This window comes from Gammaproteobacteria bacterium, assembly GCA_017999615.1.
In the GTDB taxonomy this organism is placed as follows: Bacteria; Pseudomonadota; Gammaproteobacteria; order JAABTG01; family JAABTG01; genus JAGNLM01.
In genome coordinates this window covers 51,176-65,560 of the sequence record JAGNLM010000007.1, presented here as the reverse complement: position 1 = coordinate 65,560, position 14,385 = coordinate 51,176, and the positions used below count along the sequence as shown (strand labels likewise).

The 14,385-nt window shown below is 72.3% G+C and carries 15 protein-coding genes; 9 read left to right on the top strand and 6 right to left on the bottom strand.

What is annotated here, in order from left to right:
- Positions 1 to 5: 5 nt before the first annotated feature.
- From pyrR to KA217_07785, 4 genes are read right to left on the bottom strand one after another with little or no spacing between them, the layout of a single operon-like run.
- Positions 6 to 509 (bottom strand): bifunctional pyr operon transcriptional regulator/uracil phosphoribosyltransferase PyrR, encoded by a 504-nt coding sequence (pyrR, locus tag KA217_07800; GenBank protein MBP7712350.1) that lies wholly within the window; start codon positions 507 to 509, stop codon positions 6 to 8.
- Positions 506 to 928 (bottom strand): Holliday junction resolvase RuvX, encoded by a 423-nt coding sequence (ruvX, locus tag KA217_07795; GenBank protein ID MBP7712349.1) that lies wholly within the window; start codon positions 926 to 928, stop codon positions 506 to 508. The genes pyrR and ruvX overlap by 4 nt, the downstream gene beginning before the upstream one ends.
- On the bottom strand, positions 925 to 1,488 hold the full coding sequence (locus tag KA217_07790; protein ID MBP7712348.1) for a YqgE/AlgH family protein: 564 nt from the start codon (positions 1,486 to 1,488) through the stop codon (positions 925 to 927). The genes ruvX and KA217_07790 overlap by 4 nt, the downstream gene beginning before the upstream one ends.
- Positions 1,489 to 1,543: 55 nt before the next feature.
- Positions 1,544 to 2,518 (bottom strand): energy transducer TonB, encoded by a 975-nt coding sequence (locus KA217_07785; GenBank protein ID MBP7712347.1) that lies wholly within the window; start codon positions 2,516 to 2,518, stop codon positions 1,544 to 1,546.
- Between the two features lie 65 nt (positions 2,519 to 2,583).
- On the opposite strand from KA217_07785, the gene hemC reads away from it, so the two are divergent.
- The 5 genes from hemC to ptsP are packed head-to-tail and all read left to right on the top strand — an operon-like array spanning position 2,584 to position 6,801.
- The gene (gene hemC / locus KA217_07780) at positions 2,584 to 3,510 is read left to right on the top strand and encodes a hydroxymethylbilane synthase (protein ID MBP7712346.1); all 927 of its coding nucleotides are present in this window, start codon (positions 2,584 to 2,586) and stop codon (positions 3,508 to 3,510) included.
- Entirely contained in the window at positions 3,503 to 4,330 is an 828-nt protein-coding gene (locus KA217_07775; protein ID MBP7712345.1) for a uroporphyrinogen-III synthase, read from the top strand. Before hemC ends, KA217_07775 begins: the two co-directional genes overlap by 8 nt.
- A gap of 35 nt (positions 4,331 to 4,365) precedes the next feature.
- A complete protein-coding gene (locus tag KA217_07770) occupies positions 4,366 to 4,767 on the top strand; it encodes a PTS sugar transporter subunit IIA (GenBank protein MBP7712344.1) in 402 nt (133 codons plus the stop codon).
- Positions 4,760 to 5,038, top strand: coding sequence for an HPr family phosphocarrier protein (locus KA217_07765; protein MBP7712343.1), 279 nt, complete (start codon positions 4,760 to 4,762; stop codon positions 5,036 to 5,038). Before KA217_07770 ends, KA217_07765 begins: the two co-directional genes overlap by 8 nt.
- Entirely contained in the window at positions 5,035 to 6,801 is a 1,767-nt protein-coding gene (gene ptsP, locus KA217_07760) for a phosphoenolpyruvate--protein phosphotransferase (protein ID MBP7712342.1), read from the top strand. Before KA217_07765 ends, ptsP begins: the two co-directional genes overlap by 4 nt.
- Positions 6,802 to 6,882: 81 nt before the next feature.
- Here ptsP and KA217_07755 read toward each other — a convergent pair whose 3' ends face one another.
- Entirely contained in the window at positions 6,883 to 7,233 is a 351-nt protein-coding gene (locus tag KA217_07755; protein ID MBP7712341.1) for a DUF2782 domain-containing protein, read from the bottom strand.
- Positions 7,234 to 7,299: 66 nt separating this feature from the next.
- On the opposite strand from KA217_07755, the gene polA reads away from it, so the two are divergent.
- The 4 genes from polA (at position 7,300) to KA217_07735 (ending at position 13,321) form a co-directional block, all read left to right on the top strand.
- Positions 7,300 to 10,005, top strand: coding sequence for a DNA polymerase I (gene polA, locus KA217_07750; GenBank protein MBP7712340.1), 2,706 nt, complete (start codon positions 7,300 to 7,302; stop codon positions 10,003 to 10,005).
- 85 nt (positions 10,006 to 10,090) lie between these two features.
- Positions 10,091 to 10,843 (top strand): 1-(5-phosphoribosyl)-5-[(5-phosphoribosylamino)methylideneamino]imidazole-4-carboxamide isomerase, encoded by a 753-nt coding sequence (gene hisA / locus KA217_07745; protein ID MBP7712339.1) that lies wholly within the window; start codon positions 10,091 to 10,093, stop codon positions 10,841 to 10,843.
- Positions 10,844 to 11,000: 157 nt separating this feature from the next.
- Positions 11,001 to 12,980, top strand: a complete 1,980-nt coding sequence (locus KA217_07740; protein MBP7712338.1) for an SUMF1/EgtB/PvdO family nonheme iron enzyme — start codon at positions 11,001 to 11,003, stop codon at positions 12,978 to 12,980.
- Positions 12,977 to 13,321: a histidine triad nucleotide-binding protein gene (locus tag KA217_07735; GenBank protein MBP7712337.1), complete on the top strand. Its 345-nt coding sequence runs from the start codon at positions 12,977 to 12,979 to the stop codon at positions 13,319 to 13,321. Before KA217_07740 ends, KA217_07735 begins: the two co-directional genes overlap by 4 nt.
- 56 nt (positions 13,322 to 13,377) lie before the next feature.
- Here the strand turns inward: KA217_07735 and KA217_07730 are convergent, their stop codons facing one another.
- A complete protein-coding gene (locus tag KA217_07730) occupies positions 13,378 to 14,217 on the bottom strand; it encodes a Dam family site-specific DNA-(adenine-N6)-methyltransferase (GenBank protein ID MBP7712336.1) in 840 nt (279 codons plus the stop codon).
- Between the last annotated feature and the right edge of the window lie 168 nt (positions 14,218 to 14,385).

Sequence of the window (14,385 nt, the reverse complement as noted above, 5' to 3'; positions counted from 1 at the left end):
CCCGCCTAGCGGGGCCCCAGAATCTCCAGGGCGAGCGGCTCGGGGCCGGTCAGCTTCAGGTGCTCCCCCGGCCCCAGGCGCACGGTCGCGCCGGTGACGTCCGCCCGCACGGGCAACTCGTGCCCCCCGCGGTCGGCCAGGACCGCGAGCGTCACGCTGGCCGGCCGTCCGTAGTCGAAGATCTCGTTCAACGCCGCCCGGATCGTGCGCCCCGTCTGGAGCACGTCGTCCACGAGCAGGATGTGGCGGTCGTCCACGTCGAAGGGCAGGCTCGAGGGCTCGACCCGGGGGTGGAGTCCGATCCGGGTGAAGTCGTCCCGGTAGAAGTTGATGCTCAGCTCGCCGAGGGGCGCCTCGATGCCGAGGCGCTCGTGCAGGCGCTCGGCCACCCAGACCCCGCCGGTGCGGATCCCCACCATCAGGGGCCGGTCGCGCCCCTCGGCCGCCAGCAGGCGGCGCAGGTCTACCGCCATCTGGTCGAGCAGACGCTCGATGTCGAAGGTGCTCACGCCTCCCCTCCCGCGTCGAACCATCCCGCCAGGATCAGCTGCGCTGCCAAGGGGTCCGCCGGCTCGTGCCCGCCGCGCCCCGCGTCCGCCATCTCCTGGCGTGCGACGCGCGTCGTCAGACGCTCGTCCACCAGGTCCACCGGCAGCCCGTAGCGCCCCTCCAGCTGGCGCCCGAAGCGGCGCGCCCCGCCGCTCGCCTCCTGCTCCTCCCCCTCCATCGTGAGCGGCAGCCCGACGACCAGCCGGGCCGGATGCCAGGCCGCGATGAGCCGCCCCACCTCCGCCCAGTCGGGCCGGTTGCGGCGCACGGACACCAGCCCCAGGGGGCGGGCGGTGCGGGTCACGGTCTCGCCGACCGCGACGCCAATGCGGCGCGTCCCGTAGTCGAAGGCGAGGAGGACGGAGGGCGCGTGGCTCACGCGTGGCCCGCCTCGGTGGAGAGCAGCGTCAGGTCCACACCGAGGGAGGCGGCGGCGGCCGCCCAGCGCTGCTCGCTCGGCAGCTCGAACAGGATCCTCACGTCCGCGGGACCGCTGAGCCAGGCGTTCTCCGCCAGCTCGCGCTCGAGCTGCCCCGCGCCCCAGCCGGCATACCCCAGCGCGACGAACGTCTGGCGCGGGCCCTCGCCGCGCGCCATGGCGGCCAGGATGTCCCGCGAGGTGGCCACCGCGAGCTCGTCCGTCACCCGGAGCACGGCGTCCCAGACCCCGGCGGGGCGGTGGATGACGAAGCCGCGCTCTCGCTGGACCGGCCCGCCCTCGAACACGGGCATGTGGGCGACGGCCTCGGCGGTGGCCTCGATGTCGAGCTGCTCCAGGACGTCCGAGAGGTGCAGCTCCATCGGCCGGTTGATGACCAGCCCCATCGCGCCCTCCTCGTTGTGGGCGCAGATGTAGGTCACGGTCTGATGGAAGTTCGGGTCCATCAGGCTCGGCATGGCGATGAGGAAGTGATTGGTGAGGTCGGCCCGGTCGAGCATGGGGATAGTATCCGGCCGGCCGCGGGCGGGACTCAAGCCGACGCCTCGGGAGGGGTCAGCGGGCGACGAGCTGGCCGCCGTCGATGAACTGCCAGGTCCGCTCGATGTGCAGGATGTCCACCTCCTGCTCGATGTCCTTCGGAAACGGGGGAAACGGGGACGCCAGGCGCACGATGCGGATCGCCGCGTCGTCGAGCACCTTGTGGCCGGAGGAACGGCGCAGCTGGATGTCGTTCACTGACCCATCCGGGCTGAGCGCCACGTCGAGCAGCAGGTTGCCCGAGAGCTTCTGGCGGCGCGCCTCGTCGGGGTAATTCAGGTTTCCGACCCGCTCGACCTTCGCGCGCCAGGCGTCCATGTAAGCGGCGTACTTGAATTCCCGGGTCCGAGCGTTGATGAACTTGCGCACCGGGCGCTCGGCGTAGGCCTTGAGCTTGCGGTCGATCTCCGCGTTCAGGCTGGCCATCTCCAGGCTACGCGCCACCAGCAGGTCGGCGGAGAGGTTGGGCGCCGGCTTCACGGCCGGCTCGGGGCGGCGGTCCGGGCGAGGCCGCGGGACGGGGCGGGGTTCCTTGCGCTCCGCGACCTCCGGGGGCGCCTTGTGCTCGGACACCGCCTGGGTGAGGACGGCACGGTCCGGCGCGGTGGGCTCCGGCTCGGGCGGGGTGGGCTGGGGGGGTGGCGAGGCAGACGGAATGACCGCCTCAGGACCGACAAAGGGGGCCGGCAGCGGGACCGAAGGCCGCTCCGGCTTCTCGCTCTCTCCGCCGCCCTCTTGATTCGCCTGGGCCAGGAAGTCCGCCTTGTCTGGGGCCTTCTCGGCCCTGCTCGCCACCAGGATCACGTCCAGAGTGCTGGGGCCGGGCGCGGGGCGCGGGGGAGGCGAGAAGCTCACCCCGAACACGACGGCCGCGTGAACCACTGCGGCCACGAGCAACGCCCGCACCAGGCGCTCGAGCGAGGGGTCGGTGTCGAAGGGGGCGCGGGAGCCCGCGGCGAGCATCCTGCTCATGGCTGGTGCCGTGGCCATTCTTTGCTCCGTCGACGCTTGCGCATACACTTCGAGGGGTTCGACACCCCATTGCCCACCAGCCCATGGACATCCTGCGCATCGCCACCCGCAAGAGCCCGCTCGCGCTCTGGCAAGCCGAGCACGCCGCCGAGCGGCTGCGTCAGGCCCACCCGGGCCTCACCGTAGAAGTCGTCCCCATGACCACCCGGGGCGACCGAATCCTCGACGTTCCCCTCGCCAAAGTGGGAGGCAAGGGGCTCTTTGTCAAGGAGCTCGAGCAGGGCCTGCTGGACGGCTCGGTCGACATCGCCGTGCACTCCATGAAGGACGTGCCGGTGGACCTGCCCGAGGGACTGCACCTGCCCGTGGTGCTGACGCGCGAGGACCCGCGCGATGCCTTCGTCTCGGTGCGCTACCAGCGCCTGGACGACCTGCCCCAGGGGGCGGTGGTGGGCACCTCCAGCCTGCGCCGCCAGGTCCAGCTCCTGGAGCGGCGCCCGGACCTGCGCATCGAGTCGCTGCGGGGCAACGTGGGCACCCGGCTGGAGAAGGTGGACCGGGGAGTCTACGACGCCATCGTGCTGGCGAGCGCGGGCCTGAAGCGCCTCGGTGCGGCGGAGCGGATCCGCGAGGCCATCTCCCCCGACGTCCTGCTGCCGGCCATCGGCCAGGGCGCCATCGGGGTGGAGTGCCGGCGCGGCGACGCCCGGGTCGAGGCGCTGATCGCGGTGCTGCACGACCCGCAGACCGCGGTGCGGGTACAGGCCGAGCGCGCCCTCAACGCGCGCCTGGCCGGTGGCTGTCAGGTGCCGATCGCCGGCCACGCGGAGCTCGACGGGGAGCGCGTGCGCCTGCGCGGGCTGGTGGGCCGGCCCGATGGCTCCTTCGTGGTGCGTGGGAGCGTCGACGGACCCTGGGCGTCCGCCCGGGCCCTCGGCGAGACGCTGGCCGAGGACCTGCTCGCCCGGGGTGCGGCGGAGGTCCTGCACGAACTGGCAGGGGATGACTGAGACCAACGCCGCGGGCGCCGCCCGGGAGCCTTTGCCGCTCGCGGGGCTCGGCGTGGTGGTGACCCGCCCCGCGGCCCAGGCCGAACCGATGGTCGAGCGGCTCGAAGCCCTCGGCGCCCGGGTCGTCCGGCTCCCGCTGCTCGCCATCGAGCCGCCCCTCGACCTCGACGCCGCCCGCGCCGGGGTGCGCGCGGCCGCCACCTGCGACCTCGCGGTCTTCGTGAGCACGAATGCCGTCGACCACGGGCTCGCGCTCCTGCGCGAGACCTGCGGCGGCGTACCCGCCGGCGTGCGCCTCGCGGCCATCGGCCAGGCCACGGCGCAGGCCCTCGAGGCCCAGGCACGGGCCCCCGACCTCGTCCCGGCCGGCGGCTTCGACAGCGAGTCCCTGCTGGCGCTCGAGGAGCTCCATGCGGAGCGGGTCCAGGGGCGGCGCGTGGTGATCTTCCGCGGCAACGGGGGCCGGGAGAAGCTCTCCGGCACCCTGCGCTCCCGGGGGGCGGAGGTCCTGTACGCGGAGGTTTACCGCCGGGTACGCCCGCCGGTGGACGTCGAGGCGCTGCGGACGCTCGGCGAGGCCGGCCGGATCGACGCCGTCGTCCTCACCAGCGGCGAGTCCCTGGAGCACCTCTTCGAGGCCTTTCCCCGCCCGCCGCACCACTGGCGCGACCGGGTCGCACTCGTCGTCCCGAGCGCCCGGATCGGGGAGGCGGCCCAGCGGCACGGACACCCCTTGGAACCCGTGGTCGCGAGCGAGGCCGGCGACGAGGCGCTCGTCCAGGCCCTCGTCCGCTGGCAGCAGACCAGGAGCCAGGCATGACGGCACAGGCACCGAAGGCGGGAGATACGGGCCGGTTGAGCGTGGGGCTGGTCATGGTGACGCACGGCCAGGTCGGGGAGTCGCTGCTCGAGGTGGCGGTGCGCATGCTCGGGAAGTGCCCCCTGCCGGTCGAGGTCATCCGGGTGGGCACCGATGCGGACCCGGACGAGCTCCGGGAACAGGCGCGCCAGCGCGTCGACGCCGTCGACCAGGGCCGGGGGGTGCTGGTGCTGACGGACATGTACGGCGGGACCCCGAGCAACATCGCGCGCAGCCTCTGCGACGGCCGGCGGGTGCACGTGATCGCGGGCCTCAACCTGCCGATGCTCATCCGTGTGCTGAACTACCCCCACCTCGACGCCACCGCGCTCGCGGCCAAGGCCATCAGCGGGGGGCGCAAGGGCATCCTCGAGACCAAGGCGGAAGAGCATGTCTGAGGAGGTCACGCGCACGGTGACGGTGGTCAACCGGCTCGGCATCCACGCCCGGGCGGCCGCGAAGTTCGTCACCCTCGCCTCGCGCTTCGACGCCGAGATCCAGGTGCGCAACAGCCGGCGGGCCGTGAACGGCAAGAGCATCATGGGCGTGATGATGCTGGCCGCGGCCAGGGGTACCCGGATCGAGCTCCTCGCCCGGGGCCCCGATGCCGCCAGCGCCGTGGAGGAGCTGGTCCGGCTCGTCAACGACCGCTTCGGGGAGGAGGAGTGACCTTCGCCCTGCAAGGTCTCTGCGCTGGCAAGGGGATCGCCATCGGCCGGCTCTACCTGGCGGACAAAGGCCAGGTGGAGGTGAGCGAGTACACCCTGGACGCCCTCGAGGTCGAGGGCGAGGTGGAGCGCTTCCGGCAGGCGCTGGATACCGCGCGTTCCGAGCTCTCGTCGGTCCGTCAGCACATTCCCCCGGGGACCCCCGCCGAGATCGCCGCCTTTCTCGAGGCGCACCTCCTGATGCTCGAGGACAGCGCGCTGACCCGGGCCCCGGTGGAGCTGATCCGGGAGCGGCGCTGGAACGCGGAGTGGGCCCTGAAGGTCCAGCGCGACAGCCTGGTCGCGGTCTTCGAGGAGATGGACGACCCGTACCTGCGCACGCGCAGGGACGATGTGGACCACGTGGTGGGGCGCATCCAGCGCATCCTGCTGCGCCACGACCGCCCCCGGCCAGACGCGGGGGACAGCGGGCTCGCGGGCACCATCGTCTTCGCCCGCGACCTCACGCCGGCGGACGCCGTGCTGCTGCAGCAGCAGGGGATCCTGGGCTTCGTCACCGAGTTGGGCGGCCCCACCTCCCATACGGCGATCCTGGCCCGCAGCCTGCGCCTTCCCGCGCTGGTCGGCCTCCACCAGGCCCGGTCCTACCTGCGGGAGAACGATCTCGTCGTCATCGACGGCCGGGCGGGCGTCCTGTTGGTAGACCCGGACCCCCGGCTGATTCGCTTCTACCAGGGCCGTCAGCGCGACATCCAGCGCCACCGTGCCGCGCGCCAGAAAATCGCCGGGGCGCCGACGCGTACCGTCGACGGGCAGGACATCTCGCTGCAGGCCAACATCGAGCTCCCGGAAGACGTGCAGAGTGCGCGCCGCGCGGGCGCGGCGGGCGTGGGCCTGTACCGCACCGAGTACCTCTTCATGAACCGGGAGACGCCACCCGGAGAGGAGGAGCAGTACGAGGCCTACGCCTCGGTGGCCCGGGCGATGCGCGGGGACGCGGTGACCATCCGCACCCTCGACATGGGCGCGGACAAGGGCTTCCTCTCGCCCCGGGAGGGCCGGCCGTCGCCCAACCCGGCCCTCGGCCTGCGGGCGATCCGCCTCTGCCTGCGGGAGCCGGCGATGTTCCGGGACCAGCTGCGCGCGATCCTGCGGGCCTCGGCCCACGGCACCGTCCGGCTGCTGGTGCCCATGATCTCCGGCCTGCAGGAACTGCAGCAGGTGCTGGCCCTGCTGGCCGAGGTCCGGCGCTCGCTCCAGCGCGAGTCGGTACCGTTCGACCCGGCCATGCCCATCGGCGCGATGATCGAGGTCCCGGCCTCGGCCGTCTGCGCAGACCTCTTCGCGCGCCGCATGGACTTCCTGTCCATCGGCACCAACGACCTGATCCAGTACACGCTCGCGATCGACCGCGTGGACGACGAGGTGAACTACCTGTACGACCCGCTGAGCCCGGCGGTCCTGCGCCTCGTTCAGCAGACCCTGCGGGCGGGCCGGCGCGCGGGCGTTCCGGTGGCGATGTGCGGAGAGATGGCGGGCAACCCCCGCTACACCCGGCTCCTGCTCGGGCTCGGGCTGAGGGAGTTCAGCGTCCCCCCGAACGCCCTGCTGGAGGTCAAGCAGGTCATCGCGACCAGTGACGCTCAGAGCCTCGCCGCCATGGTGCGGCGCCTGATGCGCACCTCGGCCCTCGAGGCCCGCGCGGAGCTCGCCGAGGCCATCAACAACGCGAGCGTCCCCCAGTCGTCCGCCCCCGCGCCCTGACTCGCCACCCCCCTGACTCCCCGCGCCCTGCACTTCAGGCTCAGGCGGGCGTGCGGACCCTGAGGGCGGGTGACTCGCCCGTCACCAGCTGAACAGCACCCAGGCAGGGATCAGGACCCCCGGCGCGGCCTCGTGCAGGTGGGTGTCGAGCCGGCCGTCGCCGTCGGAGTCCACGAGGTAGTACGGCGGCGCCCCCCGGGGGACCACACGGACCATGTAGAGCCGGCCCCCCTGGCGGTATTCCTCGATGATGTCGTATTCCCGGCGGATGATGCGGACCTCGGGCTCGAGGGGCTCCCCGCTCTCGACCCGCTCCGGCAGGGGCGGCCCCTCGACGCTGACCGGCGGCGCCGCGGGGTCCTGGGCACCGGCGAGGCTGGACACCAGCAGGGCGGCGGTGGCGAGGGGCAGGATCCGGGCGAGCGAGCGCATGGGAGATGACCGTTCGGGGCTGGGTGATGGTATGTTCTCACACTGCCCCCGCCCCCCGCACTGGCCATGACCCACAATCCCCTCCTGGTCCTGGTGGACGGCTCCTCGTACCTCTACCGGGCGTTCCACGCGCTGCCCTCTTTGACGACCTCCGGCGGGCAGCCCACGGGGGCCGTCTACGGCATGACCGGCATGCTGCGCCGCCTGCTGAGCGAGTACCACCCGACCCACGCGGCGGTGGTCTTCGACGCCCCGGGGCGCACCTTTCGCGAGGACCTGTTCCCCGACTACAAGGCCCACCGGGAGCCGATGCCGCAGGAGCTCGTCGCCCAGGTCGGACCGCTCCAGGACGTGGTGCGGGCGCTCGGATTCCCGCTCGTCAGCGAGCCGGGCGTGGAGGCCGACGACGTCATCGGGACCCTCGCCCGGCGCGCCGAGGCCGCCGGCTACCGGGTGGTGATCTCGACGGGCGACAAGGACCTGGCCCAGCTGGTGAGCGACCGGGTCTCCCTCGTCAACACGATGGACAACACCCGGCTCGACCCGGCCGGGGTGGCGACGAAGTTCGGGGTACCGCCGGAGCGGATGGTGGACTTCCTGGCCCTCGTGGGGGACCCCGTGGACAACGTCCCCGGCGTGCCCAAGGTCGGGCCGAAGACCGCCGCGAAGTGGCTGGGGGAGCACGGCTCGCTCGACGGCGTCGTCGCCCACGCCGGGGAGATCTCCGGCAAGGTGGGCGAGAACCTGCGGGCGAGCCTCGGCCTCCTGCCCCTGTCCCGGGACCTGGTCACGGTGCGCTGCGACCTGGAGCTCCCCGTCGGCCCCGAGGACCTGCACATGGGGCCACCGGACACCGGGCGGCTGCGCGAGCTCTTCTCGGGGATGGAGTTCAAGGGCTGGCTCGCCGAGCTGCTCCCCCCGGGCAAGGACGCCCCCGCGACCGCCGGGGACCCGCCGAGGTCGCCCGCCGAATACGACACCGTGCTGACCCGGGAGGACTTCCAGAACTGGCTCGCCCGCCTGCGCGCCGCCGACCTCTTCGCCTTCGACACCGAGACCACGAGCCTCGACTACGTCCAGGCGGAGGTGGTGGGCGTGTCCTTCGCGGTCGAGCCGGGCCGGGCCGCCTACGTGCCCCTCGCCCACGACTACCCCGGTGCCCCCGCCCAGCTCGAGCGGGACTGGGCCCTCGGGCAACTCCGTCCCCTGCTCGAGGACGCGGAGCGGGCCAAGGTCGGCCACAACCTGAAGTACGACATGAGCGTGCTGGCGCGCCACGGCGTGGCGCTGCGCGGCATCCGCTACGACACCATGCTCGAGGCCTACGTGCTCGACAGCACCGCGAGCCGCCCCGACATGGACTCCATGGCACTCAAGTTCCTCGGGCACCGCACCATCCGCTACGAGGACGTCGCCGGCAAGGGCAGCACGCAGCTGAGCTTCGACCGGGTCCCCCTGGACCAGGCCGCCCCCTACGCGGCGGAGGACGCCGAGGTGACGCTGCGCCTGCACCGGACGCTGTGGCCGCGCCTCGAGGCCGAGCCGGCCCTCGCCCGCCTGTTCGCCGAGGTCGAGATGCCCCTCGTGCCGGTGCTCTCGCGCATGGAGCGCAACGGCGTGCGCGTGGACCTCGAGGCTCTCGCCCGCCAGAGCGGCGAGCTGGCGGCCCGGATCGCAGAGCTCGAGCAGGAGGCGTGGCGGCTCGCCGGACAGTCGTTCAATCTGGCCTCGCCGAGCCAGCTCCAGGTCGTGCTCTTCGAGAAGCTGCAGCTGCCGGTGCGCGAGCGCACCCCCACCGGCCAACCCTCCACCGCGGAGTCCGTGCTCCAGGAGCTGGCGGCGCTCGACCGCCTGCCGGAGGTGATCCTGGAGCACCGGGGGCTCACCAAGCTGAAGTCCACCTACACGGACGCCCTGCCCCAGCGGGTGAGCCCGGTGACGGGGCGGGTGCACACGAGCTACCACCAGGCGGTCGCGGTCACCGGCCGGCTCTCCTCCTCCGACCCGAACCTCCAGAACATCCCCGTGCGCACCCCCGAGGGGCGCCGCATCCGCCAGGCCTTCGTGGCGCCCCCGGGCCATCGGCTGGTCTCGGCCGACTACACGCAGATCGAGCTGCGGATCATGGCCCACCTCTCGGGCGACGCCCGCCTGCTCGCGGCCTTCGAGGCCGGGGAGGACGTGCACCGGGCGACCGCCGCCGAGGTCTTCGGGGTCCCGCTCGAGGCGGTCTCCCAGGACCAGCGCCGCGCCGCCAAGGCCATCAATTTCGGGCTGATGTACGGCATGTCCTCCTTCGGGCTCGCGCGCCAGATCGGCGTCGACCGCGCTGCCGCCCAGGACTACGTGGACCGCTACTTCGCCCGCTACCCCGGGGTGCGCCGGTTCATGGACGCCATCCGCGAGCAGGCGCGCGAGCAGGGATACGTGGAGACCGTGTTCGGGCGGCGGCTGTACCTGCCCGAGATCCGCTCGCGCAACCGCCAGCGGCGCCAGTACGCGGAGCGCACGGCGATCAACGCCCCGATGCAGGGCACCGCCGCCGACATCATCAAGCGGGCGATGGTGGCCGTCGATCAGTGGCTCGAGGAGAGCCGGTTCCCGGCGCGCATGATCATGCAGGTGCACGACGAATTGGTGCTGGAGGTCGCCGAGGGATCGGTGGCCGAGTCCGTGGACGCGCTGCGCGACCACATGGCCGGGGCCGCGGAGCTGCGCGTGCCCCTGGTGGTGGACGTGGGCGCCGGCGCCAACTGGGACGAGGCGCATTGAACGAACGCGGCCGTCTGGCTACTGTTTGCCGGAAGAGTCGCCCGATCTCCCCGGGGCCAGAGCCCCCCAGACCCAGGGTTGTCCCATGCTGCTGATACCCGCCATCGACCTGAAGGACGGCAAGTGCGTACGGCTGCGCCAGGGCCGCATGGAAGACGAGACGGTGTTCTCCGACGACCCCGTGGCAGTTGCGGGCCGCTGGGTGAGCGCGGGGGCGCGCCGGCTGCACATCGTCGACCTGAACGGGGCCTTCGCCGGCCAGCCCCGGAACGCCGCGGTCGTCCACTCCATCGCCCAGGCCTTCCCCGATCTGCCCATCCAGGTGGGCGGCGGCATCCGCGACGCGGAGACCATCGAGGCCTACCTCGCCGCGGGGGTGCGCTACGTCATCATCGGGACCCGGGCGGTGACGACACCACACTTCGTGTCCGACGTGTGCACGCAGTTTCCCGGGCACGTCATCGTGGGGCTGGACGCCCGGGAGGGGCGCGTGGCGGTCGACGGCTGGTCGAAGGTCTCGAGCCACGACGTGGTGGACCTCGCCCGCCATTTCGAGCAGGACGGCGTGGAGGCCATCGTCTACACGGACATCAACCGGGACGGCATGCTCTCCGGCGTCAACGTGGAGGCCACCGTGAGGCTCGCGCGCGCCATCCACGTCCCCGTCATCGCCTCGGGCGGGATCCGCACCCTCGAGGACGTGCGGGCGCTCTGCGCCGTCGCCGACGAGGGCATCGCCGGCGCGATCACCGGCCGGGCCATCTACGAGGGGACACTCGACTTCGCCGAGGGACAGGCGCTGGCCGACTCCCTGACCGGACAGACAGGCAGGACGTGAGGACCGCGTCGCAGTCGCGGCGGGCGCGGGGCTCGACCGGGGCGCAGGGACCGCCCCGCGTCTAATGCGGCAGGGCAGAAGGTCGCTATCCTAACCGTTGCCGGCCCCCTGCCTCGCGGGGAAGACCGGCCAACTCAGGCTGCAGGTGAGGCGCCAAGTGGAACTCCAGTTCGAGATCGCGGGCAATCAGATCGACGGGGCGCGCGACTATCAGGAAGACACGTTCCTCATCACCCACCTGGGCCAGGGGGAGGACGCGAACGCCGCCTCCCTCGTGATCGTCGCCGACGGCATGGGCGGGCACGCCGCAGGGAACGTCGCGAGCAACATTGCCACCTCGACCTTCCAGAAGGCCTTCTCCGGGCTCTACCCCACGGAGGACATCCCCAGCGCCCTCAAGCAGTCCCTGCTCGCCGCGAACGACGCCATCCGCGCCGCCGTGAAGGAGACGCCCGCGCTCCAGGGCATGGGCTGTACCCTGGTCGCCGCCCTTCTCGCCCGCGGCCGGCTCTGGTGGGTGAGCGTGGGCGACAGCCACCTCTACCTGCTGCGCGACCGCCAGCTGCTGAAGAAGAACGCCGACCACAGCTACGGCGGCTACATCAAGCGGATGAAGGAGATGGGGGCGGACGTGGAGCCCGACCCCAATCTTTCACCCAACATGCTCATGAGCGCGATGATCGGTGAGGAAATCGCCGACATCGACCTGTCCGAGAGGCCGCTCACGCTGCTGCCCGGCGACCGGGTGCTGCTCGCGACCGACGGGCTCGACACCCTTGGCCAGGGCTCCATCATCCAGCACTCGGCCTGGTCGTCCACCGCCAGGGATTGCGTGGGCACCCTGCTGAAGGCGGTCGAGGACGCCGCCCAACCGCGCCAGGACAACACCTCCGTGGTCTGCGTGGACGCCAGAACCCGCGAGGTGCGCAGCGAGAAACACGAGCCGGCGGCCCCCGCGGCGAGGACGGAGCCGGCGGCCCCCGCTCCCGCGGGCGCCCACGCGCCGGTGGACGAGGCGGACATCCCGGAGCTCGAGCCGGTCGAGGACGCGGAGGCGGAAGGGGAGACGGAGTGGACACCGGCGCCCTTCCCGAAGCGGCCCTGGACCCCGGAGCCCCCGGCGACCCGGCGCCGGCGCCGGGTCCTGCCCTGGGTGGGAGTCGCCCTGGTGGTCCTGGGGGCAGGGGCACTCGCCTACCTCTGGCACACGCGGCCCACACCCCCCTCCTCCGGGGCGCCCGGGGTGTCGGCCCCCGCTCCCGTGGCCCAGACCGCGATTCCGGAGGGGACGGAGGGCGAAGCCGGTCCGCAGCCTCAGCCTGCGCCCGAGACCGCGGCGGTCCCCGAGCCCGCACAGCCGGTGACTCCCCACCGGACCCAGGCGGCACCCGCCGGGACGTTCCGCGACGGGCTCCGCACGGGCGGCGAGGGCCCCGAGATGGTGTCGCTCCCGGGTGGGCGGTTCGAGATGGGCGGAGTACCCACCCCGCTCAACCTGGACGAGCGCCCCCGCCACCTCGTGACCGTACCCCCGTTCGCGATGAGCCGGTTCGAGGTGACCTTCGCGGAGTACGACCGCTTCGCCCGGGCCACCCAGCGCCGGCTGCCCAGCAGCGGTGAGGTGGAGCGCGCCCATCACCCGGTGGTCCACGTGGCCTGGGACGACGCCCTCGCCTACGCGCAGTGGCTCTCCCGCGAGACCGGCAAACGCTATCGCCTGCCCACCGAGGCCGAGTGGGAGTACGCCGCCCGCGCCGGCACCGTCACCCTCTTCTGGTGGGGCAACGATGTGGGCCGCGGCAACGCCCACTGCTTCGACTGCAAGAGCGGCCTGCATCCCCGGCAGACCGCCCGCGTGGGCTACTTCGCACCCAATCCCTTCGGGCTGCACGACACCGCGGGGAACGCCGCGGAGTGGGTCCACGACTGCTATCACCCGAGCTACGAAGGGGCCCCAACGGACGGCTCGGTCTGGGAGGGCGGCGACTGCACCCGGCGCGTGGTGCGGGGCGGATCCTTCAGCAGCGCCTCCTCGGCCCTGCGTAGCTCGAAGCGGGACCGGCTCACGCCCACCCAGGGCTATGACAACGTGGGCATACGCCTGGTGCGGGAATCTCGAGGCGGAGAGGAACGATGAGCGAGTGTATCTTCTGCAAGATGGTGGCCGGCGAGATCCGGCCCGACGTGATCTACGAGGATGACGACGTCCTCGCCTTCAACGACATCCACCCCCAGGCCCCGACGCACTTCCTCGTCATCCCGAAGACGCACATTGCCACCCTGAACGACCTCGACGAGGCCCACGCCCCGCTCGTGGGCAAGCTGTTCCTCACGGCGAAGCGCATCGCTGCCGACAGGGGCTTCGCCGGTCCCGGTTACCGCACAGTGCTCAACTGCAACGCCCAGGCGGGCCAGACCGTCTTCCACGTCCATCTGCACGTGCTGGCCGGCCGGCTCATGGGCTGGCCTCCGGGCTGACGGCGCGGGAGCACGGGCGGAAGCACGGAAGCACGGGCGCGAATTCTGGGGGGCGCCTAGCGCCCCACCCCCCGGGTCGCCAGCATCTCCTTCACGGGGGACCGGTCCCCCGTGCAGCTGATGTAGCGGGGCGCGTCCAGCAGGCGGATGGCGAACCCCAGGTCACGGTAGAGCTCCAGGACCCGCGCGGTTGCCTGGTTGGAGGCGACCACGGGGCCCGGGTGCCGGGCAAGCCAGTGCGCCAGCCGCACCTGGTCGTCCCACGAGAACCCGTCCTTGGAGTAGTCCACGAACTGCACGTCGTAGGGCGGGTCCGCGTACGCGAAGTCCTCGGGCTCGAGTGCCAGCGTCTCGAAGTCGCCGCAGCGGAAGGTCCACCCCGCCAGCGCCTCCCGGAAGGGAGCGAAGTCGCGTACGTAGTGGATGCGGGCGTGGCGCCCGAAGGGCACGTTGAACGCCCCCTTGCGGTTGAAGCGGCAGAGCCCGTTGTATCCGCTGCGGTTCAGGTAATAGAAGAGCTCCGCCGCCTCCCGGCTCTCGGCCTGCCCGCCGAGGATGAGCGCGTTGAAGCGCTCGCGGTGGGCGTAGTAGAGCGTCTCGTCGTTCTCCGCGCGCACGTCCAGCGCAAGGCCGCGCTGGAGCCAGAGGTAGAAGTTCACGGCGTGGGGGTTGACGTCGCTCAGCAGCGCCCTCTCCGGGCGAAGGCCAAGGGCGACCCCGAGCCCGCCACAGAAGGGCTCGGCCAGCCGGCGCTCCCGGTTCGGGGCCCAGAGTGGCTCGAGGTGCGGCAGAAGCCAGCGCTTCCCGCCCGCCCACTTCAGCGGCGGCTGGACGTGCCCCTGCCGATCCCGGAGGACGGCATCGGCGGCCGCTGGGCGTCGGGGACGGGGGGGCATCGCGGAATTCTGGCACAGCCGCGCCCTGCCGTCCCGCAGCTCCCCACTTGACCCGCATCATCTGCCGCGGCCGGAAGTCCATGGATATTGGCCAGACCCTGCCCTTTGCACGAACGGAGTCTCATGGCACCCCTCTCCCTTCGCCTCCTCGGCACCGCAACCCTTCTC

Excerpts from the sequence above, each read along its gene's own strand:
- polA (MBP7712340.1), top strand. The coding sequence starts at position 7,300 with ATGACCCACAATCCCCTCCTGGTCCTGGTGGACGGCTCCTCGTACCTC.
- KA217_07775 (MBP7712345.1), top strand. The coding sequence starts at position 3,503 with ATGACTGAGACCAACGCCGCGGGCGCCGCCCGGGAGCCTTTGCCGCTC.
- hisA (MBP7712339.1), top strand. The coding sequence starts at position 10,091 with ATGCTGCTGATACCCGCCATCGACCTGAAGGACGGCAAGTGCGTACGG.
- hemC (MBP7712346.1), top strand. The coding sequence starts at position 2,584 with ATGGACATCCTGCGCATCGCCACCCGCAAGAGCCCGCTCGCGCTCTGG.
- KA217_07730 (MBP7712336.1), bottom strand. The coding sequence starts at position 14,217 with ATGCCCCCCCGTCCCCGACGCCCAGCGGCCGCCGATGCCGTCCTCCGG.
- KA217_07735 (MBP7712337.1), top strand. The coding sequence starts at position 12,977 with ATGAGCGAGTGTATCTTCTGCAAGATGGTGGCCGGCGAGATCCGGCCC.
- KA217_07765 (MBP7712343.1), top strand. The coding sequence starts at position 4,760 with ATGTCTGAGGAGGTCACGCGCACGGTGACGGTGGTCAACCGGCTCGGC.
- KA217_07755 (MBP7712341.1), bottom strand. The coding sequence starts at position 7,233 with ATGCGCTCGCTCGCCCGGATCCTGCCCCTCGCCACCGCCGCCCTGCTG.
- KA217_07785 (MBP7712347.1), bottom strand. The coding sequence starts at position 2,518 with ATGGCCACGGCACCAGCCATGAGCAGGATGCTCGCCGCGGGCTCCCGC.
- KA217_07790 (MBP7712348.1), bottom strand. The coding sequence starts at position 1,488 with ATGCTCGACCGGGCCGACCTCACCAATCACTTCCTCATCGCCATGCCG.